The following is a 26,309-nucleotide window of genomic DNA, read 5'->3' on the forward strand; positions in this document are numbered from 1 at the left end:
TCTTTAGTTATTATTAAATTTAAAATAATTCAAAGCATTATTGTAACATATATCTTGTACCATACCTCCTAAAAATTCCAAATCATCGGGAACCAACCCTTTTCGAACGTCTTCTGCAATTAAATCACACAAAATTCGTCTAAAATACTCATGTCTTGGGAACGATAAAAAGCTGCGACTATCTGTTAACATACCAACAAAATGACTTAACAAACTTATATTTGATAAAGCATTCAATTGCTTTTCTATACCGTCTTTCTGGTCTAAATACCACCAACCCGACCCCCATTGCATCTTGCCTGGTAATTCTCCTGTATTAAAATTACCCATCATACTTGCAAACACCTCATTATGGGATGGGTTTAGGTTATAACAAATGGTTTTTGCCAATTTATTTTCATAATCTAGCTGACCAAATAATTTTGACATCGATTCTGCAAAAGAAAAATCTCCTATAGAGTCACACCCTGCATCTGCTCCGCACAACTCAACCAGTCTTTTATTATTATTTCTAATAGGCCCCAAATGAAATTGTTGCGCCCAACCTTTTTCATGATATTTACGGGATAAATAAAACAAAATGGACGTTCTGTATTTTGCTACTTCACCTTCTGTTAAGGTTACTTTATTTAAAAATTTCTTAAAAATATCTGCAACCTCATCCTCAGCATAATCTACCACATTTAAAGGCCCCGTAATTCCAAAATCAGACAATCTACATCCATGTTCGTGGAAAAAATCAATTCTTACATCAATTGCTTTATATAAGTTTTCAATGCTATCAATAGAAAAATTAACACACGCCCCCAATTTGTTTATATAACTGGTAAATTCGGATGTGTTTTCAATAAAAAATAAAGCATCAGATCTGAATGTAGGCAATACTTTGGTATAAAAATTTTGTTCTTTTATTTGTCTATGATATTCCAAAGAATCAGTTGGATCATCTGTGGTACAAACGATTTCTACTTTCATTTGTTTCAATAAATCAGCTGGGGTCTTTTGAGCTAAAACAGTATTTGCCTGATTATAAATATCGTCAGCTGTATGAGGCTGTAAAATTGTATCGATATCGAAATACCGTTTTAATTCTAATTGTGTCCAATGGAATAATGGATTTCTTAACGTATAAGGCACTGTTGCTGCCCATTTAGTAAACTTATCCTTAAGGGAAGCATCTCCTGTAATATACATTTCGTCAATTCCATGAGCCCGCATGCCCCGCCATTTATAATGATCTTCACTTAACCAAGCTTTAGTTATATTTTCGACTGGTTTATTTTTAGCTATTTGCTTAGCAGATAAATGATTATGATAATCAATGATAGGCATATTCTTTGCATACTCATGAAACAAAATTTCAGCTTCTTTCGATTGCAATAAAAAATTGTCTGTTATAAATATTTTTGAATTTATTAGATTCATAATTTTAAACTTTTAGAAATTCCTAATTCCAGACCTCTCAATTCTGCCAGCCCACGTAACCGTCCAATTCCTGAGTACCCTGGATTGGTTTTTTTATGTAAATCGTCCAACATCTGGTGTCCATGATCTGGGCGCATAGGAATCTGTGCGTCTCTCTGCCCTGCTATTTTTCTTTTAGCTTCTTCTGCCACAACTTCTTTTACAATAGGAAACATATCGACATCCCCTTCTAAATGATTGGCTTCATAAAAGTTTCCTTTTTCGTCTCTTTTTGTACTTCTTAAATGTAAAAAGTGTACGCGATTTGAAAAACGTTTAAATATTTGTACCAAATTGTTATCTGCTCTTACGCCTAACGATCCCGTACAAAAAGTAATACCGTTAGAAATATGGGGAACTTGCTCAAATAAATATGCATAATCCGCTTCCGTACTTACTACTCTTGGCAATCCTAAAATGGCATAAGGCGGATCATCTGGATGAATACACATCAGCACATTGTTTTGAGCTGCTACAGGTATGATCTCCTTTAAAAATGCTACCAGATTTTCTTTTAATTTCTGAGCATCAATATTGGTATAAGTATCTAAAATCGTTTGAAATTGTTCTAAAGTATATCCCTCTTCTGCTCCAGGTAAACCTGCGATAATATTATTTACCAATGCTTTCTTTTCTTCTTCAGACAAAGCTTCTGCATAGGCTTTTGCTTCGGCTTTTTCTTCATTAGAATACACGGTTTCGGCTCCTGGTCTTTTTAACAAGTACAATTCAAAAGCCGCAAAGGCAATGACATCAAAACGCAAAGCTCTAGAACCATCTGCTACTTCATAATCCAGAGACGTTCTCGTCCAGTCTAAAACTGGCATGAAGTTATAACAAACGATGTTGATACCACAAACAGCTAAGTTTTCTATGCTTTTTTTATAGTTGGCTATATATTTATTAAAATCTCCTGATCGGGTTTTAATATGCTCATGTACTGGAATACTTTCTACAACTGTCCATTCTAAACCAGCAGCTTCAATAATTTGTTTTCTTTCTTTAATGGCTTCAACCGTCCAAACGCTTCCATTTGGTATTTGGTGCAACGCCGAAACAATCCCTGTTGCTCCTGCTTGCTTAATATCTGATAATTTTACGGGATCATCAGGTCCATACCAACGCCATGTTTGTTTCATATTCTTCCTTCTTAATTATTAAACACCGCTAAAAGCACTAAATCCACCATCAATCGGGACGACTATGCCTGTTACAAATTTTGAAGCGTCTGAACATAAATAATGTACAGCACCATTTAATTCGTCCGCATTACCAAATCTTTTCATTGGTGTATTTTGTATAATAGTATTTCCCCTATCTGTATAATTTCCTGTTTCCTTATCAATTAACAAGTCTCGATTTTGATTTCCTATAAAGAAACCCGGTGCTATAGCATTTACTCTGAGACCATCACCATATTTTAGCGCTAATTCAACAGATAACCATTTTGTAAAATTATCAATAGCCGCTTTTGAAGCAGAATACCCCACAACTCTTGTAATAGCTCTTTCGGCAGCCATAGAGGAAACATTTAAAATAACGCCTTTCTTATTTTTTGCCATTTCTTTTCCAAATACAATAGATGGTAAAATACTTCCAAATAGATTCAGGTCCACAACTTTTTTAAAATGTTCCATGTTCACATCAAAAACAGTTTGTGTTGGTCCAATTGTAGCCCCTGGCATATTCCCTCCTGCTGCATTTATTAAAATATCTATCCGTCCATATTTTTCAACAATATCATCAGAAACCTTTTTCAAACTTTCTTCTTCTGTTACATTACAGAAAAAGCCATCCACCTGCTCGCTAATATTTTTAAATTTAGCTACTGCTTCTGCCAAAGGCGCTTCCTTGTAATGCAATAAAATTACAGTGGCACCTTCCTTTAATAAATACTCGGCAATACCTCCACCCAATACTCCGCAACCTCCAGTTACGAGTACTACTCTGTCTTTTATGTTAAATAAATTCATATTGTTAGTTAGATTCTCCCTATATAATTAGCCTCTTTTTTTTAAGTACAATTATATTTTTATATTACGTGTGCGTACACGCAAATTTAAATGTTTTATTTGATTTCATTAAAAAAAACAAAGAAAATATTAAAGTAAAATAGCTTAGTATTTTATATTTTCGTTTATTGTTGCTTGTACTAACTTAGGGTAAGAAGCAAATTACTGTACTAAAAAGGGGCGTTTATCTAAAACCACGAATTGAAAACAATTAAAGACATTGCTGCTTTAGCAAAAGTTTCTATTGGAACTGTAGATCGAGTGATTCATAATAGGCCTGGTGTTTCTAAAAAGACAAAAGAGCGTATTGAAAAAATTATAAAAGAACATAACTTTCAAATTAATAAAACAGCCAGAGCACTTGCTTTAAACAAGAAATACGATATTGCAGTTTTATTTCCTAGAATTGAATCTTCGTCCGATTTTTGGTTTCTCCCCAAAAAAGGTATTGAAAAGGCTTCTGAAGAAATTGAAATTCATCGAACCTCGGTAAACTATTTTTACTATGATCCATTAGATTCTAATTCTTTTAAGAAAGCATTTGATAGGTTATTGGAAAATTCTTTTGACGCCGCATTAATAGTCCCTATGTTTCTAAATGAAACCCAAGAAAGGCTTATACAACTGGATCAAAGACAGATTCCTTATATCTTTATAAATGTTGAAGTGCAAAATGCAAACAACATTTCTTATATAGGCGAACACTCTTTTGATAGCGGAACACTCGCTGCGAAACTTATGTCTTTACTTTTAAATGATGAAGGTGATATTCTTATAGTAAAGGTTAGAAAGGATAGTAATCACCATTCTTCTATTGAAAACCGGGTTTCTGGCTTTAAATCTTATTTCAAGGCTCAAAATGCATCCATAAAAATGGATGAAATCATACTACCAAACTTTAAAGACCCAGCTTCTGTTGATCGTTTTATTTCCAAGCAACTAACCAATCACAAAATCAAAGGTTTATTTGTTCCCTCGAGTAAAGTGACCATTATTGCCAATTACATCGAAAAGCACAAATTAAAGCACCTAAAATTGATTGGCTACGATTTAAGTGAAGAAAATGCTACTTTTATTGAAAATGAAACTATTGATTTTCTAATTGATCAGCATCCCTTTATACAAGGTTATGAAGGTACAAAAGCATTATTTAATTTTATTTTAAATGATGTTGTTCCTGAAAAAAACAGTTATTTACCCATCAAATTACTTACAAAAGAAAACATTAAGTATTTATAGCTTCTATTAGTATCATAGTAGCTCTTTTATATAAACCTATTATAGAACTTAACAGATTTTTTAAAATGGTTTACATGGCATTACAAACAAACGCCTATATTTCAAAAAAAAGAGCTGTCTATTGACAGCTCCTCTTTTTAATCATCCCCTCAATTATAATCATCTTCCGTCATCTACAGCTCTAAGCTCTACCTGATCTATGAAGATTTTACCGTTACCTGTAATAGCTCCATTTACAACTCTAACAAGGGCTCGTAAATCGCCCCCAGCAGCTATGTTTCTTGTACCGCTTATTTTCACCCATTCTCCCGTAGGAAGGACATCTGCTTGTGCCCCTGTATTAAACTCTGCAAAATCCAACAGGAAAAACGTCACAAAAGTATTAGGTGCAGCACTCTCTACATATACCCAAAAAGACTGCACATACTCCCCTGGTATAGAAGTGGTTGGAAGTGTGCCAAAACCATTATGAACAACATTTGCTCCAATACCAAAATTATTTGGGAAGCCACTAAGAAGCGCTCCCATAGAATTAAATAACATACTTGTTGTACCATCAAAGCTCACTTCGGTACTAAATTCCAACTCTGGAGTATCTACTGGATTTGGAAAAAAGAAGCCTCCACTTGACCAAGTACTTTGGTCTTCGAAATAGGCTGCAGTTCCTAGTAAGTTTTCTCCTGTTTGGAAAACCGTTGAATTTAAGAAGAGTGAAATTTCTTCTCCCGATTGACTCGTTAACAATGTTGAAATAAAAGACAAACTAACATTATCCATTAATATTGATGGTACCGCTGAAGATAATGTCAATACCAAATTATTAGGGTTGCCAGCATCAATTGCAATACTAGACACACTAATATTATCAAAAATATTTCTTGAAGGAGCATCTGTAATTTCATCAGTTTCTATCGAAATCTCAAAATCGGCTGCACTAATTACAGAAATGTCTCCTATAGGCTCCTCATAGCCTACAACAATCCTATTGCCATCTGCAGATAACTTAATAGCGTCTTTACCTGGTCCTCTATTAGGTGTTAGACCTGATACAACTATAACCGATCTTTGTGCGACGCTGGTAGATTGTAAAGGGTAATTTCTTGTAAGGGTTAGCGTAATCTGCTCTCCATTAATATCTGTTGGAGTATCAAAAATTACATTGAAACTCTGATTTACATTAGAACTAACGACTGTGCTAACTGGCCCCGCAGGAGTTTCAATAAAACCAGCTCCAAAATCCCACTCTAAAACAACTTGTCCTTCTCCATTTAAATCGGTAGAAGCCAATCCCATTTCCGCAGCACTTAATGCTTGAATAGTGGTTGGTACATTTATGGTCGCTACACTTGGCGCTATGATACCTGCAGTGACTTGCTCCCGTACCTGAATTTGAGTTTCGTACCTATTAATATCTCCATTGGTAAGCGTTTCTGTTAATACAATTGGAATACCAGTTTGTTCTCCAAGATTCGTTGTATTATTAGCTCTGCTAAAACTTGTGGTAACTGGCCCCATATCGACTATGTCTTCAAAATCTAATGAAGATACCGAAAGAAGCTGAGGAATACTCCAAATTCTTTCTGCAACATTCTCATCGGGTGTACTTGATGATAATGTCACTGTATTCCCTACAAATGTTGAATATGCAGATGCCAAACCTGAATTATCATTTGGATTGACACTTTGTTCATCTTGAAGCTCAACAACGATTGCTGAAATTTGATCTGCTGGTGTCAAACTCCTATCTAATGTCTCGTCACAACCAAGCATAAGTACAGCCAGTGCAACTAAACTTTTTATATAAATTAAACTTTTTTTCATAATAACATGTTTTTATTCGAAACAGCCAGCAGGAGAGCTTCCGTATTGGCAATTCTGTTGTAAATTAGGATTCAATATGATTTCTTCTTGCGGTATCGGCCAATGCGTATGCTTTGCCAAATCAAATGCCTGTTTTATCGGAATTTGATTTCCTGTACCTGCATTCATAGAATTTACATGTAAGGCATCGATCATATCATCCAACCTCCCTGTTCTAATTAAATCATCCTTACGTTTGCCTTCAAAACATAATTCTTTATTTCGCTCTAATACTATGGCATCCAACATTTCATCTTGAGATAAACCATCTGGCAATAAATAGTTATCTGGGTCGGTACTCTCCAAGTTGTTATTTATAGCCGCATTAAGAATGCTTGCTGGTGTACCAGGCGCTGTTTGCGTTGGTATAACGTAATTTACTGGAACCTGAGGACTGGCATTTGGATCAACGAATTCTGGGATACTAGTAAGAATTTGCGGTTTAATAGATCTTGCTATAACCATATTTACATAATCCTTTGCATCATCCGTTCTTCCTAAAGCATTTAGTGCTTCTGCTTCCATAAGCAATACATCTGCATAACGCAAATATGGAAAATCTATCGTGCCATCACCTGGGCTGTTCGGATTTGGTATAGGCTTAATATATTTGTATGGACTCCATCTTGTCCAATTAAGATTTAGGTTAAACCTGTTCAATTCTGTATCTTCTCTATCACCTCTAAGTATCAAAGCCAAATCTGCAGGATTAAATCGTGCGATATTATGAGACCAACGTTCGTCACCAACAAAATGATCAGCACCTAATAATAACACCTCATTTCTAAAATTTTGGTTACCAACATTAATAAAATCTGGGTTTCCAGCAGGCAAAAGATTCGTAGGCGATATGGTCGACCCGTCTCCGTCTGGATCTACGATACCGTCTGGTCGCAAAAATTCCAATACAAAATCTATATTTGCTCTATAAGCTGCAAAAGAACCTCCATCTCTAATGTTTCCTTCGCCTAAGAAATCTCCAAAATCACCACCAACCTGGTTATTAGGACCATCGTAGCCAACAGAGAATATAACTTCATTATTTCCTTCGTTTGAAAAGATATCTGAATAATTTGGTTCTAAAGTAAAAGCACCAGATGTAATAACTTCACGCAACTCTCTTTCAGCCTGGGTAAAACGTTCAGTAACACTTACAGGGTTTCCACTGGCATCAACACCTCCTTCTACACCACCAAATTCCTTTGTGGTTGTCATTTGTAAGTATACTTTACCTAAAAGTGCCTGAGCCGCTTCTCTTGATGCGACATCTGGATTTGAGCCCACTCTTGATGGCCCATTCGCTTTGGCAAATTCAAGGTCTTCAATAATTTGTAAATAAACTTCATCAGCAGGCGAATTTGGTAAACTCGCATCTTGCCTAACAACATCTAACGTAATACCTTCATCAACAGCCAATGGTACATTTCCCCATATTTTAACTAAATCGAAATAAAAGAGCGCTCTTAAAAATCTAGCTTCTGCTATTACTGGGTTTCTTTCTGCTTCAGTTGAAGAGCCTTCAAAAGTTCTTATCTGCCCTAAAAAAGTATTGATCTGCTTTATTGCAATGTAATATTCTGTCCAAGTCTGGCCTATAAGCAAGGAGCCTGAGCTATATGTGTAAGCATATAAAGGGTTATATTCAACTGGGAAAAGCGTTCCACTATGTGTATCTATCCCAACATCACTCCAAGTTCCTAAAATACCTCCTTGTCTGTAAACCGCATTGGAACGTAATGTCGCATAAATACTTGACAAACGGCCTTGAACCAGCTCTTCAAAACTATTAAAAGAAGCTGTGGTCGTATTATTTTCAGTAGTTTCCCTTTCACAATTCGTAATGATAAAACTTAAACCAAGTAGCATCAAAAATAATAAAGGTCTATTTAATATTTTCATAATTTTTTTTTTAAAAAGTTGCTTTTACTCCAAATCTAACTGTGATTGCCTTTGGGTAGGCATCAAAATCGACTGCGGGAGTCAATGCTGAATTCGCCCCTCCAGCCACACTAACTTCTGGATCATACCCTGAATAGTTTGTCCAAACATAAACATTGTCTGCAGCCCCATACATACGTAATTGAGCCAAACCTAATCTTTTGGTTACATCTGATGGAAAATTATAACCAACACTTATGTTTTGTAATCGTAGAAATGAACCATCTTCAATAAAATCAGAAACGTTGGCAAAACCAGTTTCTAAAACACGTCCATAAAGACTATGAACACGGGTATCTTGATTGTTTGGTGACCAACGATCTCTCGCCACACCATATTTATTGGCGAAGTTGGTAACATTAAATCCTGGGAAGTTATTTTTATTGTATACATCTCCACCATATCTCCAGTTTAAAGAAACAGATAAATCCCAAGCCTTATATTTAAAAGTATTGGTCATACCTCCAAAATGATCTGGATTAGGGTCACCAATAATTGTCAAATCGCCTGTATCTACGACACCATCACCATTCAAATCAGCCAGTTTTTGCTGCCCTGGTCTGTTTCCACCTGCACCTGTACTTGGTACACCATCTTTTAACGTAAAGACACTAGCATTACTATCTCCTCCAGAAGCTCTTAATCTGCCAGTATTCGGATTAACTCTATATAATTCAACGGCTTCTGCATTAGTAAGCCCATCAAATTCCTCAAAATCAGAAAATTGATATACGCCATCACTAACAAAACCATAAATTGATCCTATAGGAGCTCCTTCTCTTACAATAAAATCATTAGAAACACTAGAACCAGCAGATGCAGTAACAGTAAACTCTTCCTGAACACCTCCTAAAGAAACAACCTCATTTTCCACAAAACTAATGTTAAAATTAGTAGTCCAAGTAAAGTCCCCTTTGTTTATATTAACACTTCTAAATGAAAGTTCGACCCCTTTATTTTCAACCTGTCCAGTGTTCTCTAAGACAAATGGAAAACCTGCCTGACTGGCTATTGGTCGTTCTAATAATAAATCGTCGGTAACTTTATTAAACCAATCTGCCGCTATGTTTATTCTATTTTTAAAAAGTCCTATTTCTGTACCAACATCATATTGAGTGGTCGTCTCCCATGTTAAATCTGGGTTGGATACTCTAGACAAAAAGAAACCATTATTTCTAGAACCATTTCTAACTGTAGCTGCATTTAAGGTATTACCTGCATTTCTAAAATCAATAAATCTTGTACTATTAAATGCTAGTTGCGACTGAAAAACCCCTATTTTATCGTTTCCAGTTTGTCCAACACTTGCTTTGAACCTAAGATTGCTCAAAAAATCAGAATCTTTAAGGAATGCTTCTTCACTTGCATTCCAGGTAACACCTACCGAAGGGAAAAAGCCCCATTGTGTAGAACCAGGGAAAAATCTAGAAGATTTATCTGTTCTGGCAGTTACATTCAAAACATATCTGCCATCATATGAATAATTGATACGCCCAAAAATACCTAAAAGACCATTTTCTTGTCTTCCCGAATCTATATCTATATTCGTTCCAGAACCGATATCATCAAGATTTACCAAATCACTTTGGAATTCTGTAGCACGGGTTACTTGTGTTCTAGTTTCATTAGACAATAAACTAGTCCCTAATACCACATTGAATTTATGCTTTTCTGCGAGTAATTTATCAAATGTTAATGTGTTATTGGTTTGAAACCTAGATGTACTAAAAGAACTCAACGTTGCAATACCTCGTTGTATTCGACCAAAACCAAATGTACTTGGTAAATACACTTGTCCAGTATTAGTATAAGAGTTAAATGATACGGAACTTCTAAATTTCAGGTCATCAGTTAGCTTATATTCGAGATAAGCAGAAATAAATCCAAAAAGCTCACTACTTTTACTTACTGTCTCATTAACCTGAGTCACAGGGTTTATAATAAATCTACCATTAATCTCAGTTACAAAGCCCGTTTCATCTCTTACAATATTGTTTCCAGCAAGACCGTTTCTTCCCGAATCAATACGACCTTGTACGGGCGGTGCTAAAGCCAAATTGGTAATGACACCAAAACCACCTCTACCTCCAGCATCTGGAGCCGCTGATATAATACCAGAACGATCACTTCTACCTCCACTTGCTTGAACACCTACTTGTAGACGCGAAGAAACATTTCCTCCTACATTTATAGATGCCTGGACTCTTTCATAATCTGTATTTGTTACAATACCTTCTTGGTTCGTATAACTCATATTCCCACTAAACCAAGAATTATCGTTACCCGACCTTAGCCCTAAACTATATTTATTAATAATGGCCGACCTAAAAATCTCATCTCTAAAATCTCTAATAGGAAAACGAGGGTTGCCATCTGGCGTGATATCATTTAAAGGCAAATTGTTACCGTTATTATCTCTAAAAGCCAACTGCGAAAAACGCGTAGTGGTTTGTGTAGGATCCCAAGGAAAAGCATCTCTCATGAAATCAACATATTCTTGAGGTCCTAAGATGTCTATCTGATTAGAAATTGTCTGAACGCCTGTAGAGACATCTAAATCCAACGTTAATTTCCCCTCTTTTCCTCTACCACTTTTGGTTTTAATAATGACTACACCATTAGCACCACGAGAACCGTAAATAGATGTGGCATTCGCATCTTTTAAAATGTCAATAGATTCGATATTATTAGGGTCTATTAAAGATAATGGGCTGGATGAAGCAACCGATCCTGTTTCTGTTGCTCCACTAGTACCAACAGCATCTCCATCTATTTCAACACCATCTATAACATATAAAGGCGCACTACTTGCATTAATAGAAGTAGCTCCCCTAATTTGAATTGAAGCTGCATCACCAGGTCCGCCCTGAGTGCTTGTAATTAATACACCTGCTGCTTTACCCTGCAATGCCTCCTCAAAGGAAACAGCCTGTATTTTATTAATATCATCCGACTTTAAAGAAACCTGAGATCCTGTAAGCTCTTTTTTCTCTAAAGTACCGTAACCAACAACTACGACTTCATCTAATTCTTCTGTATCTTCTTGTAATGTAATCGACAATACTTCAGATGTAGAAGCTATCGTTTTTTTAACCGTCTTGAAACCTATATAGGACAAAACCAAAACATCTCCTGTAGATGCTCTAATATTAAAATTCCCATCAAAGTTAGTTGTTGCGCCAGTTGTGGTTCCCTCTATAAGTACAGTCACACCAGGCAATGGTACCCCCAAGTTGTCCTTGACTATACCTCTAACATTGCTACTTTGTGCATGTGTTTTTGACAAACAAAGGCTCAGAAAAATTAACGAGAGCGTTAATATTTTCCACCAAGAGTTTTTCATTTTTTTCATAAAAAAGTTAGTTTTAAATTATTTAAAGTTTAGTTTGAAATATCAATATCACAAAATATGTAACACTATTTTGAGAATTAGATATCACAACAGAGTAAAATTAGAAGATTTGATGTTTACAGTCCTTAAATATAACTTGACAAAAACTTTACTTTCTACTAGATTAACTTTTCGAATAGCACTCATAGATTGAATATTTAAGAATTGGAACTTGATTTACTTGACTAAAAATTGATTTGCTTCATATCAACAGTATTTTCACTATTTACCATTTTTAACTTTGACTTGATATTCATGTTAAAAATTTTCATAATGTTTGTAGTTTTCTTTTAGCATCAAAATAGATACTATCACGACTAAATATCAACCAAGCTAATACACACAACTATATCATTTTGAAGGTGACGTTTTACATTTGGTCCCTTGTTAAATGCCTGAAATCTTAATATTTTTTAGCTCACCTCATTTTTTATGCTGCAAAACTCTATAAAAATAATATTTTTCCTTAATATAAAGTAAACCTAGTCGTACATTATTTATAATTTAGGTTGATTTTAAATTAAAATTGTAAGACAAAGTGTTATTACAACAACACCGTTAGTAGTAGAATTAGTTAACTTATTCCTAGATATTTTTAGATAAGTAAATATTTGCTGCTGTTATAATTAATAATTTCAAAAAATTAAAAAGAAACATTTAAACAATCATACGCTCCTTCCTAAATTCAGCAGGGGTTTTTCCGATACGTTCCTTAAAGTATCTTAAAAAATATGTGTAGTTTTCAAACCCTATTTTATGAGCTATCTCTCTAACCGAATAATTTGTAGTTATTAACAAGAGTAAGAATCTTTCTAAACGTCTATTCTGAATATATTTGGTTGGCCTTAAACCATAATATTTTTTAAAGCTCCTAGAAAAATGGTCCTTGCTCATATTGCAATAATCAGCCAAAATTGTTAAAGTTAAGTTTTCATGTAAATTCTCTGAAATATAATATAATACGCGATCTAGATTAGCATTATTCAGTTTACCTGATAATGTATTTGTATCAATAAACTTAGACATTAATAATTTTATAATACCATGTGTCTCTAAATAATTACTGGCAGACAATTCGGTATTCTTTTTCTCAAAACTCAAAAGTACGGGGTAATTATCATAATGTTCGGGATCATAATTAATTAAATGCCTATTTGAATTTAAGGCCACAAGCCTTTCAAAACAAACTTTATCAAGTTCAGATGCTTTAACTTCATATTTAAAATTCATGAAATTATAAATAGATAATCCACTACCTAATTCCTCAAAAAAACTTATATAGTATTGTTCATGTTTTAAATGGCATTTATAACTGCTATAGGTGTAGCTGGGGATGAGATACATATTATTAGGCCGCAAATGAAACTTTCTTTTATTGTGATAAACATAGGCATCACCTTTGGTTATTAAATAAAGCCGCGTAAAGGGGCTAATAACATTATCAAAATTCCAATTATGATCAAGTTTGTTATAACCGACATTAATTAATTTTAATTTTAAAGATTGAAATTGGTTTGACATTACCTTACAAATTAAGTTGTTGCTTCCTAAATTTTGCTGGACTTACACCTGTTATTTCCGTGAACTTTCTTGAGAAATAAGACAAGTTATTCAACCCAACCTTTTCTGCTATCTGCTTTAAAGAATCACTGGTGGAAAGCAACAAAAATTGAGCACGTTCAACACGCTTTAATTGAATATACTTGCTAGGCTTTATATTAAACTTGGCATAAAAACTTCTTGAAAAATGATCTGAACTCAAATTACAATACTCAGCCAGATGTGATACTGTAATTTCTTCATCAAGATGCTTGGCAATGTACACTAACACCTTATTTAGATCCCCTTTAAAGCTACCTTTATTGGAAAAAACATCAGACGACTTAATAAATCTGGATAATAATATTGATAGTATACCCTGAGTTTCTATATCGTGGCTTAAAGCGATTGACTCAGGATTATTATAATTAGATAAGGTATTATTTATATGAGCTTGAGGGTTGCTTTCTAAAACAGATTTATTGGGATTAATTTCTATTAAACGTTTAAACAAATCATAATCAGCCGCACTCGCCTCAACTTCATATTCAAACCTTTTTATATTAAAAACAGACATACCCAACTTTATTTCTTCAAAAAAACCAGTGTAATATTGTTCATGATACATATCACAACTATAACTATTATAGGTAAAGCTAGGAATTAAATACATATACCCTTTTTTTAAATCAAAAGACTGATTTGTATAATACGCCTTCGCCCCCCCTTTAGTTACTAAAAATAATCTTACAAAAGGACTTATTACATTTTTATAGCACCAATTATCATCAAGTTTAGCATACCCAGCATGCAACATACTTAGCTTTAGAAACGGCAACAACTCATTCATACAAACACGATAATTATTTTTAAATTTTATATTGACTGCAATAAAATTAGGCTTTTATATGTTCACATGAAACATAAAATATCGGAAATGTACATTTTTTAGTCTGATTTCAATAGGTAAGTTTATATCGATTACCACTAATTTTGTAGTCATAGCAACAAAACAGAGTCAAAATAAGGTATGAGATATTGTTTCCTTTTAATTGGAATGGTACTTTTCTATGCTTGTGGTGGACCAGATTTACCAAAAAGCGTTTATATAGAATATGAAAAACTTCCTAAAAAAATAGATTTTAATCAACATGTAAAGCCCATTTTATCGGATAAGTGTTTTTTATGCCATGGTCCAGACAAGGACAATATTGAAGGTGGCTTACAGTTACATACCGCAGATTTAGCCTATTCTGAACTCTCAGAAAGTCCAGGTAAATATGCTATAAAACCCAAAAACCTAGAAAAAAGCGAGTTTTTCCATCGTATCATGACCGATGACCCTAAACTTGTTATGCCTGAACCTAGCTCACATTTAACATTAACCGATTATGAAAAAGCGGTACTTGTAAAATGGATCGAAGATGGTGCAGAATACAAAGACCATTGGGCATTTATAAAACCTGAAAAGTATGAAATACCGAAGGTCAAAAATGAAAATCAAATCGCTAATCCTATAGATAATTTCGTTTTAGAGGAATTAGAGCAAATAGATTTAAAACTATCCCAAAAAGCAGATAAGGAATTATTACTACGTAGGGCTTCTCTTGACTTAACAGGTCTGCCTCCTACCATTGAAGAACTGGATGCTTTTTTAAATGACACCTCTGAGAATGCTTATGAAAAACAAATCGACAGACTTCTAGCATCTACCGCTTATGGAGAACAACGCACGTTAGACTGGATGGACTTAGCACGTTATGCAGATACTCATGGTTATAGCGTGGATTGGTTTAGAGACGTATCCCCATGGAGAGATTGGGTTATAAAATCCTTTAATGAAAATATGCCCTACGACCAATTCGTTTTATGGCAAATGGCAGGAGACATGCTTCCTAATGCGACCAGGGAGCAAAGGTTAGCAACAACTTTTAACAGGCTACACCCACAAAATCTTGAAGGTGGTATTATAGATGAAGAATTCCGTTCAGAATATGTTTCAGATAGAACAGCAACAGTAGGCCAAGCATTTTTGGGCCTAACAGTCGCTTGCGCCAAATGCCATGACCATAAATATGATCCTATCTCTCAAAAAGATCATTTTGAAATGTATAGTTTCTTTAATAATGTAAATGAAACGGGACTTATTCCTTGGGATTTAGCTACACCTGTTCCTACCATGCTATTGCCTACCGAAGAAGAAGAAAAACTTATCACTTATTTAGAGAAATTAGTTGACGATAAAGAAAAAGTAGTCGAAAAAGTGGTTATTTCAGAATCTGAAAAAGCTTCAAATTGGATTTCAAAAGAGGGCTATAAAAGTATCAATACAAATAGAAAGCCTTCCGGTTTGGTCGCTGATTTTGACTTTAATCAAAAAAACTTAATAAATAAAATTCCGAATACATCGAATAAAAACATTAGAATGCGTCTACAGTTTGCCGATAACCAAAAGCAAATTTTTAAAGAAGGTGCTTCTGGTCATGGTCTTTATATGGATGGTGATACCTGGATGGACATGGATAAAATTGGTATCTACAAAAGAAACGAAGCTTTTAGTATTGGCATTCGTGTATTTATACCTAAAGATCTTGAAAATGGTGTGATTTTCCATAAAATGCAGGGTCCCGAACTACACAGTTATCGTGGTTATCATTTAAATATTAAAGACAATAAAATTGAAGCCCTTTTAGCCCATGTATGGCCAGATAATGCAATTGTTACACAGTCTTTAATAGATGTTCCAAAAGAAAGATGGGTTCAATTAACCATGACTTACGATGGATCCAGCAAAGCAAGTGGTGTTAATATTTATCTTGATGGAAAAAAGTTAAAAACCGAAACCGTCGTAGATAATCTTTATAAAGACATCGTATTTAATAATCAATCAATTGGGATTTATGCAGGAAAAACAGAGCCAGGTTTAAGAATTGGAGCTATTTGGAGAGGGAAAGGTTTAAGAAATGGTATTGTAGATGATTTATTAGTTTTTAATCGTGAATTAACCGCGCTTGAAGTGCTTCAAATTACCGACAAGGGGCAGTTAAAGCAATTAACCTCGAAGTCTAGTAGTGAGCTTTCCAATTCAGAAAAAAAGCTTCTCGAAGAATTTTTTGTTGAAACAAAATCTTCAAACTATAAAGACTCTTTAAAAAAGCTACAAAAAAGCAGAGCGCAATATGTAGATAGCATAGAGCCTATTAAAGAAATTATGGTGATGAAGGAAATGGAAAAACCAAGACAAGCTTATGTTCTGGATAGAGGGCAATACGATTCGCCTACCGATTCGGTTTTCCCAGATACACCAGAGCGTATTTTTGCATTTCCAGACAGTTTGCCTAAAAACAGAATTGGTTTATCTAAATGGTTAACACACCCAGACAACCCGCTTACAGCCAGAGTAACCGTTAACCGTTATTGGCAAAATATTTTTGGTAGAGGTATTGTAAAAACTTCTGAAGATTTTGGAAACCAAGGGGAACTACCTAGTCACCCCAAGTTATTAGATTGGTTAGCTATTGAGTTTATAGAATCTGGATGGGACGTAAAAAAACTGCATAAATTAATTATGATGTCCAACACATATCAACAAAGCAGTATTGCCAATGAATCACTATTAAGCTTTGATAAGGAAAATAAATTTTTAGCTCGAGGACCTTCTAAACGTTTGTCGGGTGAAATGCTTCGAGATAATGCGTTATTTGCATCAGGACTGCTAAGTGAAAAAATTGGTGGAAAAAGTGTGAGCCCTTACCAACCTCCTGGTCTGTGGAAAGTAAATGGAGATACTTATCATGTAGGAGCAGGTGAAGAATTGTACAGAAGAAGTATGTATACTGTTTGGAAACGTACCGTACCACACCCCACTATTGCAACTTTTGATGCTCCTACAAGAGATTTGTGTACCACGAGAAGGCAAGAAACCAATACACCACTTCAAGCATTGGTATTATTGAATGACCCTACTTTCATTGAAGCCGCAAGGGTTTTAGGTAAAAAAATGACAACGTATAAAGATTTAGATGAAGGGATCTCTAAAGCATTTAGAAAGCTTACAGGAAGAACCATAAATGCTAATGAACTTGAAATCCTAAAGAGTTTACAGAAATCTGAGTTAGAAAAATTCAGAAAAAATGGAGCAAAAGCAGAAGGTTGGATCAGTCTTGGCGAGCACAAACTAGCACAAAATGACGATAAAGCCTTAGTGGCTGCAAATGCAGTTATAGCATCAACGATTATAAACTCGGATGCTTTTATAACAAAACGATAATATTGAATTCAAAAAACATTGAGCCATGTGTGATCATCATGATATATTAAAATCTAATAACAAAGATTTACAAAGTGTTGAAAAACAAATAGACCGAAGGTATTTTTTAAAGAAAACATCTTTGGGTTTAGGTGCATTGGCATTGGGAAGTTTATTAAATACCGAAAAGGCCTGGAGTTCTATAGGTACCCCAGAAAGCACTGAAGCTATTTTAGCTAATTATAATAAAAACCGCTTAGGATTACCACATCATTTGCCAAAAGCAAAACGTATTATTTACTTATTTCAAAGTGGTGGACCTTCACAAATGGATTTATTTGATTATAAACCTAAGTTGGTAGATATGTTTGGGCAGGATTTGCCTAAATCTGTTATTGGCGGACAAAGACTTACGGGAATGAGTGGGAGCCAATCTACATTGCCTATTGCGCCTTCGTTGTTCAAATTCAAACAATATGGCGAATCGAGGACCTGGGTAAGTGAGCTTATGCCACACTTGTCTGAAGTCGTTGATGATTTATGTTTTATGAAAGGCATGCAAACCGATCAAATAAATCACACTCCAGCAATTACCTTTTTCCAAACAGGACATCAATTACCAGGCAGACCTTCTATAGGTTCTTGGTTAAGTTATGGTTTAGGCTCCGATAATGAAAACTTACCTACTTTCATTACCTTGGTTTCAAAAAATGGAAAAGGGCAACCTTTAAAAGCAAGTTTATGGGGCAATGGTTTTTTACCTACAGAACATCAAGGCGTACAATTTAGATCTGGAAAAGACCCTGTTTTATATTTGAATAATCCTGATAATTATGATGGTAACGACCGTAAAAAAATGCTGGATTATTTAGACAAACTAAATACCATTCAGCATGATGCTTATGGCGATCCGGAAATTCAAGCAAGAATGGCACAATATGAAATGGCATACAAAATGCAGACCTCTGTTCCTGAAGTTACCGATACATCGGACGAACCTGATCATATTTTTGAAATGTATGGAAAAGACAGTAGAGACCCCGGAACATATGCTGCCAATTGCCTTATGGCTAGAAAGCTATTAGAAAAGGGGGTAAAATTTGTACAATTATACCATCAAGGATGGGATCAACATATTTTCTGCCCTGGTGGTTTAAGAAACCAGTGCCAAAAGACCGATCAAGGTACTGCTGCACTAATTAAAGATTTGAAACAACGCGGTATGTTAGATGACACGCTCGTTATTTGGGGTGGTGAATTTGGAAGAACCGTATATTCCCAAGGACAATTAACTGATCAAAATTATGGTAGAGACCACCATCCAAAAGCATTTACCATGTGGATGGCAGGAGCTGGTGTTAAACCTGGTTTTTCTTATGGTGAAACAGACGATTTTAGCTATAACGTAACCAAAGATCCGCTTCATGTACATGATTTTCATGCAACGTTGTTACACCTTTTTGGAATAGACCATGAAAGACTCACTTTTAAGCACCAGGGACGTCGTTACCGACTAACCGACGTTCACGGCCATGTAGTCAAAGATTTATTAACCTAACCTTTTAAATTATGTCGTCAAGAAGAAATTTTATAAAAAAAACTGGCTTAGCTAGTGCTGCTCTAGCCTCTACGCCTTCATTTGCCATTAATATCTTGAAAAAAAGTAAACCCGCAAAAGATGTCATATTGGGACATGGAGACTACACATATAAAGTTGTAAACGATTGGGCACAATTAAGTTCTGTTAGAACGCCATTATTAAACTGCCATGAAATGCAAATGGACAGTAAAGGGCGCTTAATAATGATTGGAGACCACCCTCAAAACAACGTGTTAATTTTTGATAAATCTGGAAAATTATTAGACTATTGGGGTACTGCGTATCCTGGTGGACATGGCTTGACCATTTCGAATGAAGGTGGTGAAGATTATTTATTTTTAGCAGATTCTGGATGGTATTTAAATAAAGCTGGAAAATGGACCAAACATAATGGCCGTATCTCTAAAACCACTACAGACGGCCGTGTTGTTTTTGATATAGGTCATCCACAAACTATAGGTGTTTACAAACCAGGCGATCATTTTTGCCCTACCGAAACAGCCATAGGACCTAATGGCGATATATATGTTGCTGATGGTTATGGTATGGATTATATTATTCAATACGATTCAAAAGGTCAATATATAAGACATTGGGGCGGTAAAGATAATCCTAATGAAAATTATAAATTATCTAATGCCCATGGTGTTGCTATAGATTATCGAGATAAAAACAATCCTTTAGTCGTTTGTACATCTAGAAATGAACAGTCTTTTAAATGGTATACCCTGGATGGAAAGTATGTAAAAACGCTACATCTTCCCAATATGCAAGTTTGTCGCCCTGTTTTAGATGATAATAATTTATATGCAGGTGTGTGCTGGTCGCAACCAAAAATTGGTAAAACGACCTGGAAAGAACATACTGGCTTTGTAACGGTTTTAGATGGTGATAAAGTCGTTTCAAATCCTGGAGGTACAGCACCTGAATATAAAGGTGATGAGCTTCAAAAATCTTATCAGTTACCTAACAAACCCATTTTACATGGGCATGATGTGTGCGTTGATGAGGATAAAAACTTATATATCTGCCAATGGAATGCTAATAAAACGGCACCTATAAAATTAGAACGCGTATAAATTATTTACAATTTATTTTATGAATGAAACGACAGACTTTATCCTATTTTTAGGAAGGTTTCACCCACTTGTAGTTCACTTACCCATCGGTTTTTTATTTTTTGCTTTTCTTCTCGAGCTTTATGGCAAGTGGAAAAACACCCCTGCACTAACAGCAGCTATTCCTTTAGCTTTGTTAAGTGGAGTAATAAGTGCTGCAGTGGCATGTATTTTAGGATATATGCTATCCTTAGGTGGAGACTATTCCGAAAGTACATTAGACATTCACTTCTGGTTTGGCATTGCTACTACAATTATCACATTTTTAGCCTGGTTAATCCGTGTTGAAAAAATAAATATTTCGAAACCAAATAGTATAAAATCTAATATTTCTTTATTGACTCTAATTGTTGTTTTACTAAGTATTACGGGACATTACGGAGGAAATCTTACCCATGGCAGTGATTATTTAACAAAATACGCGCCTTTTGGTAAAGTAAAAAAACAGGCTCTAGCACCTCTAGCTAAAGTTGAAGACGCAAACATTTATAGCTATTTGGTCAACCCTATTTTAGAAAACAAATGCACAAGTTGTCACAATACCGATAAAAAGAAAGGTGGTTTGATGCTGCACGATAGTATATCCATATTAAAAGGTGGTAAAAATGGAGAAGTCTTAATAGCTGGAAATGCCTCTAAATCGGAACTTATACGTCGCGTTTTGTTGGAACCCCATCATGACGATTTTATGCCCCCAGAGGGAAAAACACCATTAACAGAAGAAGAGATTACCATCTTATCTTATTGGATTGACAATGCCAATGCCGATTTTAATAGTAACGTTGGTACTGTTAAAACCCCAGAAACTGTACTGGAAATTGCATCAAATATGTTAGGCCTTGGTGAAAAGGAAAAAGGGGAAATCGATTTACCAACCATGGGTGCTATTGATGATGTCGTTTTAAACGATATTTTATCTGAAGGCTTTAATCTTCGAGAGCTGGTATACGAATCTAACTTATATGAAGTTCTGTTACCCCCAAATACAATTATTGAGTCAAATACTAATCAACTTGACGTGAAACTTCAAAAACTATCAAAAATTAAAGATCATATCCTCTGGTTGTATATAGAAGATAACCTGTTGAATGACTCACATATGAAAGTTATAAATCAGTTTCAAAATTTACAAAAAATCGTTATTAGCAAAAATCATATAACAGATGCAGGTATTTCAGAGATTAAAAATCTTTCAAACCTTAGTAGTATCAATCTTTATAAAACGGCTATCTCAAAAAAGAGTTTAGACTATTTTTCAAAAATGAAAAACCTAAAAAAGGTTTATGCTTGGCAAACTAATATTTCAGAAAAAGACCTGGAAACATCTAAATCTGAACGCTTTTTTGAAGTGATTGTTAAGCCTTAGGTTTAAATTTTTATCTCTATTATTTAGTGGGTGCATACTTTTAAATTGAAAACCTACACAAAATACCTTTTTCATTTTTGATGAAAGAGGTTTTGGCCTATCTACCCTATCAAATATAGGGTTTTGGTTTTCATTTAGTCACAATAAAATCGTAACTTTTTCCCCTCTAACTTCACATACATTTAATGAGAATAAAGTTTGTTATAATTTCCGTCTTTTTTTTTCTATTTAATTTTATACCTCATGCCCAAAGCCAATTTTCTATATTAGAAAATAATACATTAAAATTTGAAAAATTAAAACCAAAAGAAGGTTTGTTTCATAATTCTGTAACGACCATTTTTCAAGATTCTAAAGGCTATATGTGGTTTGGGTCTTTTAATGGCCTTTATAAATATGACGGATATCGTTTTCAGCTATACAAAAAAAACATCGATGATGATTCTTCATTAATAGGCAACGATATTCTAAGCATACATGAAGACCATAATGGCAAACTTTGGATCGGCACTAAAAATGGACTATGCTGGTATGATAGAAACACAGATAATTTTTTCACCAACATCCCACTTACAGATGCTTCTAATTTCTTTTCCATAAGCAATGTCCCAAATTGTATCTACGAAGATAGTTATAAAACACTATGGGTTGGTACCAACACTGGGCTATACCAACTAATTAAAAATGGAAAAGGATATAATATTGCACATTATAAGAATAATGATAAGAAAGGGAGCTTATCGCACAATGTTGTTAAGTCCATAACGGAAGATAAAAATAATAATCTCTGGATAGCGACTAAAAACGGATTAAACAAAGTATCGATAAATAGACAGGGGAAATTACATTTTGAACATTTTAAGAAAAACAATAATCAAAAGGAGGCTATAAGTAATAATTATGTAACCAAATTGTTTACAGACAGTAATGATAATATATGGATAGGCACTAAAAATGGTTTGAACAAACTTACTATTGATGAAACGAATACCTCTAAATTCATAAAATATTTTCACAAAGACAATAATCAAAATAGCTTACCAGACAATTATATCACGGCCTTATCTGAAGACAGCAATGGTAACCTTTGGATTGGTACCAGGTATGGAGGTTTAAGCAAATTAGACAAGTCGGAAAATACTTTTACCAATTATAAAAAGAACTTAAGGGATGAAAATAGTTTAAGCAGCAATGAAGTATCAAGTATTTTTGAAGATCATTCTGGCACACTATGGATTGGGGCTATATCTGGTGCGCTCAATAAAGTTATATTAACTAAAAAAAATATAGCCCATTTTAAATTTAATGCTGCAGACAATAAGAGTTTAAGTGATAATATTATTAATAATATTTATGAAGATCGCTTTGGCTCCATTTGGATTGGAACTCACAATGGTGGTTTAAATAAGCTAATACTTAAAGGCGGGAATGTCTCATTTGTGAGATACAAACATGATAACAATAATAAAAATAGTATTAGTGGTGATAATGTTTTTTCTATCTGCGAAGATAATCACGGTAATTTATGGGTAGGAACAGAAGATAACGGCCTAAACCAAATTAAACATCAAAAAAACTCAGAAGCTATAGAAGTTATTAGCTATGCAAAAGAGACCAGCGATTTACCCAGTAACAATATTTCTATCATGCTAAAAGATAAAACTGGAGACATTTGGATGGGCTCATTTGATGGAGATGGGCTTATGAAGTTTTCACCTAAGGAGTTTGGGGCAAAACTTCCCAAAATAGAACATTTTGAAACCAATCCAACCAGCAGCAAAGGATTAAGTTCCAATAATATCTCATATTTATTTGAAGACAGTAAAGGAAATTTATGGGTAGGGACTTATGGAGGCGGCTTGATAAGAATTATTAGAAATTCAAACAACTCACCCATAAAATACATCACCATAAAAAACAAACCCAAAGACATCAATAGCCTTAGCAATAATAATGTCTTTTCAATACATGAAGATATAAAAGGAAATATATGGGTCGCAACTTTTGGTGGTGGGCTAAACAAAATTCCAAGTAAAGAACTAAAACAAGAACATCCAAAAATAGTTAGATTTAATAGCAAACACGGATTGACAAATGACGAACTATATGGTATTTTGGATGATAAAAAAGGGGATTTATGGATTAGTTCCAATAATGGTATTTATAGATTTAATCCAGAAAAGGAAACTTTCATAAACTATAATACTTATGATGGGCTTCAAGCCTTCAATTATAGAAAGTTTGCATTTTGTAAAGGAAGTAATGGCCTTATGTATTTTGGAGGTATAAACGGCTTTAATGCTTTCGACCCAAGTAGTTTTAGCCCTAATAGATTTCTTCCAAAAGTAGAAATAGTAGATTTTAAAATCTTTAACGAATCCATAAAAGCAGGAGAAGAGATTGAGGGACATTTAATCCTTAATAAATCTATTTCGGAAACTAGTGAAATTGTTTTAAACTATAGCCTTAATGCCTTTTCTTTTGAATTTTCTGGACTGCATTATGCCTCCCCAGATCAAAATAAATACCTCTATAAGCTCGAAGGGTTCGACAAAACCTGGAACAAGACAGATTCAAAAAGACGTTATGCAGCATATTCTAATTTAGACCCTGGTAATTATATCTTTAAAGTCAAAGCTTCAAATAATGACAATATTTGGAATGAAACAATCAAAGAGTTAAAAATAAAAGTACTTCCTCTCTGGTGGAAAACTTGGTGGGCGTATACTATATACGGACTTATGACTATTGGACTTATGTTACTCTTCAGACATTTCATAGTTGTCAATCAGGATTATCAAAATAAGTTAAAAATTGAAAAATTAGAGCAAGAAAACATAAAAAGAATTAATACGGTAAAATTAGAATTCTTCACCAATATTTCTCATGAATTTAAAACACCTCTCACCCTTATTTTAGGGCCTCTACAACATTTAATTTCCTCAAAGCGAGTTGATGGTAAGGTAAAAAACATGCTAGTATCTATAGAACGAAATGCCAATAACCTATACAACCTTATTAATCAAGTACTGGAATTTAGAAAAATTGACACCAATGAAGTCAAGATAAATGCAACAAAGGGAGACCTCATAAGCTTTATAAAAGAAATAGTAAATTCTTTTTATTTTTTGGCAGAAAACCAGAATATTAAATTGACATTCCAAAGTGATGCGTCCGATCTGGAGTCATTTTTTGATTGGGACAAGCTGGAAAAAATTATTAATAATTTGATTTCAAACTGTATTAAATATACTCCTGAAGGAGGAAATGTTGACGTAAACCTTCAAGTTGAAACTACTAAAAACAAAAATGATAATTCTATTAAAATTGTGGTTAAAGACACAGGGGTTGGAATTCCCAAAAACCAGGTAGCCTTTATTTTTAACAGATTTTATCAAATTGACAGTTCCAACCGATCAAGTTCTATGGGGTCTGGTATTGGTTTAGCCTATACGAAGGCCTTAGTAGAACTTCACAACGGTAACATACGTGTTAAAAGTAAAGAACATGTGGGAAGTGAATTTATCGTTACGCTTCCTTTGGTTAAAAGTTATTCCAAATCCAGATCAACTCCAAACCCTGTTAAAAATGACTTTATAGATATTCCTGAACCTAAATATAAACAACCGCCTGTTTTAGAAAAAGGAAAAGAAACAACAAAAGAAAACTCAAAAATAAAGCACTCAAACACCTCTGTTTTATTGGTAGTTGAAGATAATTTAGAATTGCAGAATTTTATAAAACAATCATTGGGAAAAGATTTTAAAATTTTACAAGCTTATGATGGAAATGAAGGCTTAAAAAAAGCGTTGGATCATGTGCCAGATATTATTTTAAGCGATGTAATGATGCCTGTTAAAGATGGTATTCAATTTTGTGATGACATTAAAAGAAATCATGTTACCAATCACATTCCTATTGTTTTACTAACTGCCAGAGCATCTATAGAACATCGAATCGAAGGTTTGGAAGTAGGTGCAGATGCATACATTGCAAAACCATTTCATGTAAAACATTTGCTGGTTACACTAAACAACCTATTAGAACAGAGACGCCTTTTAAAAGAAAAATTCTCGGTTTCTATAATACAAAATAAAGAGTCCAACCCTCAAGTTAGTAAGTTTGAGCATGAATTTTTAAGTAAAATTGAAGCCATCATATCAGAGAATTTACAAAACCCTCAATTTGGTGTTGAAGAGTTAGGGCATAGTTTAAACTTTAGTAGAATGCAACTTTACAGGAAACTAAAATCAATTAGTGGAATGTCTGCAAACGAGTTTATTCGTGAATATCGAATCAAAAAAGCAGCGCAATATATGATTGAAAAGGACTTAAACATTTCTCAGATTGCTTTTGATGTTGGATTTAACAACTTATCATATTTCACAAAATGCTTTAAAAAAGTTTATAACATATCCCCTTCTGAATATTTAAAAGAAAATAGGCCAACCTGATTTAGACATAAACTAAATTAAAAACAAATGAATAAGAACAACAATGTAGTGCATCTTAGCGAAAGAGAGCTACAATGTT

14 protein-coding genes are annotated in these 26,309 nt (G+C 34.2%); 6 read left to right on the forward strand and 8 right to left on the reverse strand.

The features are described from left to right. Window positions 1–3 precede the first annotated feature (3 nt). The 3 genes from uxaC to HHX25_RS00715 are packed head-to-tail and all read right to left on the reverse strand — an operon-like array spanning window position 4 to window position 3,437. Entirely contained in the window at window positions 4–1,425 is a 1,422-nt protein-coding gene (uxaC, locus tag HHX25_RS00705; RefSeq protein ID WP_169669060.1) for a glucuronate isomerase, read from the reverse strand. After that, window positions 1,422–2,603: a mannonate dehydratase gene (uxuA, locus tag HHX25_RS00710; RefSeq protein WP_169669063.1), complete on the reverse strand. Its 1,182-nt coding sequence runs from the start codon at window positions 2,601–2,603 to the stop codon at window positions 1,422–1,424. The genes uxaC and uxuA overlap by 4 nt, the downstream gene beginning before the upstream one ends. 18 nt (window positions 2,604–2,621) lie before the next feature. Beyond that, entirely contained in the window at window positions 2,622–3,437 is an 816-nt protein-coding gene (locus HHX25_RS00715) for an SDR family NAD(P)-dependent oxidoreductase (protein WP_169669065.1), read from the reverse strand. Between the two features lie 240 nt (window positions 3,438–3,677). On the opposite strand from HHX25_RS00715, the gene HHX25_RS00720 reads away from it, so the two are divergent. After that, complete coding sequence (locus HHX25_RS00720; protein ID WP_169669067.1) at window positions 3,678–4,715, forward strand: LacI family DNA-binding transcriptional regulator; 1,038 nt, start codon at window positions 3,678–3,680, stop codon at window positions 4,713–4,715. Between the two features lie 159 nt (window positions 4,716–4,874). Here the strand turns inward: HHX25_RS00720 and HHX25_RS00725 are convergent, their stop codons facing one another. The 5 genes from HHX25_RS00725 to HHX25_RS00745 form a co-directional block, all read right to left on the reverse strand. Beyond that, on the reverse strand, window positions 4,875–6,536 hold the full coding sequence (locus HHX25_RS00725; RefSeq protein WP_169669069.1) for a hypothetical protein: 1,662 nt from the start codon (window positions 6,534–6,536) through the stop codon (window positions 4,875–4,877). A 12-nt stretch (window positions 6,537–6,548) separates the two neighbouring features. Then, the gene (locus tag HHX25_RS00730) at window positions 6,549–8,474 is read right to left on the reverse strand and encodes a RagB/SusD family nutrient uptake outer membrane protein (protein WP_169669071.1); all 1,926 of its coding nucleotides are present in this window, start codon (window positions 8,472–8,474) and stop codon (window positions 6,549–6,551) included. Window positions 8,475–8,484: 10 nt separating this feature from the next. Further along, window positions 8,485–11,865: a SusC/RagA family TonB-linked outer membrane protein gene (locus tag HHX25_RS00735; protein ID WP_240964192.1), complete on the reverse strand. Its 3,381-nt coding sequence runs from the start codon at window positions 11,863–11,865 to the stop codon at window positions 8,485–8,487. A gap of 696 nt (window positions 11,866–12,561) precedes the next feature. Next, on the reverse strand, window positions 12,562–13,425 hold the full coding sequence (locus tag HHX25_RS00740) for a helix-turn-helix domain-containing protein (protein ID WP_169669073.1): 864 nt from the start codon (window positions 13,423–13,425) through the stop codon (window positions 12,562–12,564). 4 nt (window positions 13,426–13,429) lie between these two features. After that, a complete protein-coding gene (locus tag HHX25_RS00745) occupies window positions 13,430–14,293 on the reverse strand; it encodes a helix-turn-helix domain-containing protein (protein WP_169669075.1) in 864 nt (287 codons plus the stop codon). Between the two features lie 180 nt (window positions 14,294–14,473). On the opposite strand from HHX25_RS00745, the gene HHX25_RS00750 reads away from it, so the two are divergent. From HHX25_RS00750 to HHX25_RS00770, 5 genes are all read left to right on the forward strand, one after another. Next, entirely contained in the window at window positions 14,474–17,713 is a 3,240-nt protein-coding gene (locus HHX25_RS00750; protein ID WP_169669077.1) for a DUF1553 domain-containing protein, read from the forward strand. A gap of 25 nt (window positions 17,714–17,738) precedes the next feature. Continuing rightward, on the forward strand, window positions 17,739–19,250 hold the full coding sequence (locus tag HHX25_RS00755) for a DUF1501 domain-containing protein (RefSeq protein ID WP_169669079.1): 1,512 nt from the start codon (window positions 17,739–17,741) through the stop codon (window positions 19,248–19,250). An 11-nt stretch (window positions 19,251–19,261) separates the two neighbouring features. After that, a complete protein-coding gene (locus tag HHX25_RS00760; protein WP_205957965.1) occupies window positions 19,262–20,371 on the forward strand; it encodes a twin-arginine translocation signal domain-containing protein in 1,110 nt (369 codons plus the stop codon). A gap of 19 nt (window positions 20,372–20,390) precedes the next feature. Then, window positions 20,391–21,776 carry a DUF2231 domain-containing protein gene (locus tag HHX25_RS00765; RefSeq protein WP_169669081.1) on the forward strand — a complete coding sequence of 462 codons (1,386 nt, stop codon included), beginning with the start codon at window positions 20,391–20,393 and terminating at the stop codon, window positions 21,774–21,776. Between the two features lie 185 nt (window positions 21,777–21,961). Continuing rightward, window positions 21,962–26,230 carry a hybrid sensor histidine kinase/response regulator transcription factor gene (locus tag HHX25_RS00770; RefSeq protein WP_169669083.1) on the forward strand — a complete coding sequence of 1,423 codons (4,269 nt, stop codon included), beginning with the start codon at window positions 21,962–21,964 and terminating at the stop codon, window positions 26,228–26,230. Window positions 26,231–26,309 lie beyond the last annotated feature (79 nt).

Source organism: Flavivirga algicola (assembly GCF_012910715.1).
In the GTDB taxonomy this organism is placed as follows: domain Bacteria; phylum Bacteroidota; class Bacteroidia; order Flavobacteriales; family Flavobacteriaceae; genus Flavivirga; species Flavivirga algicola.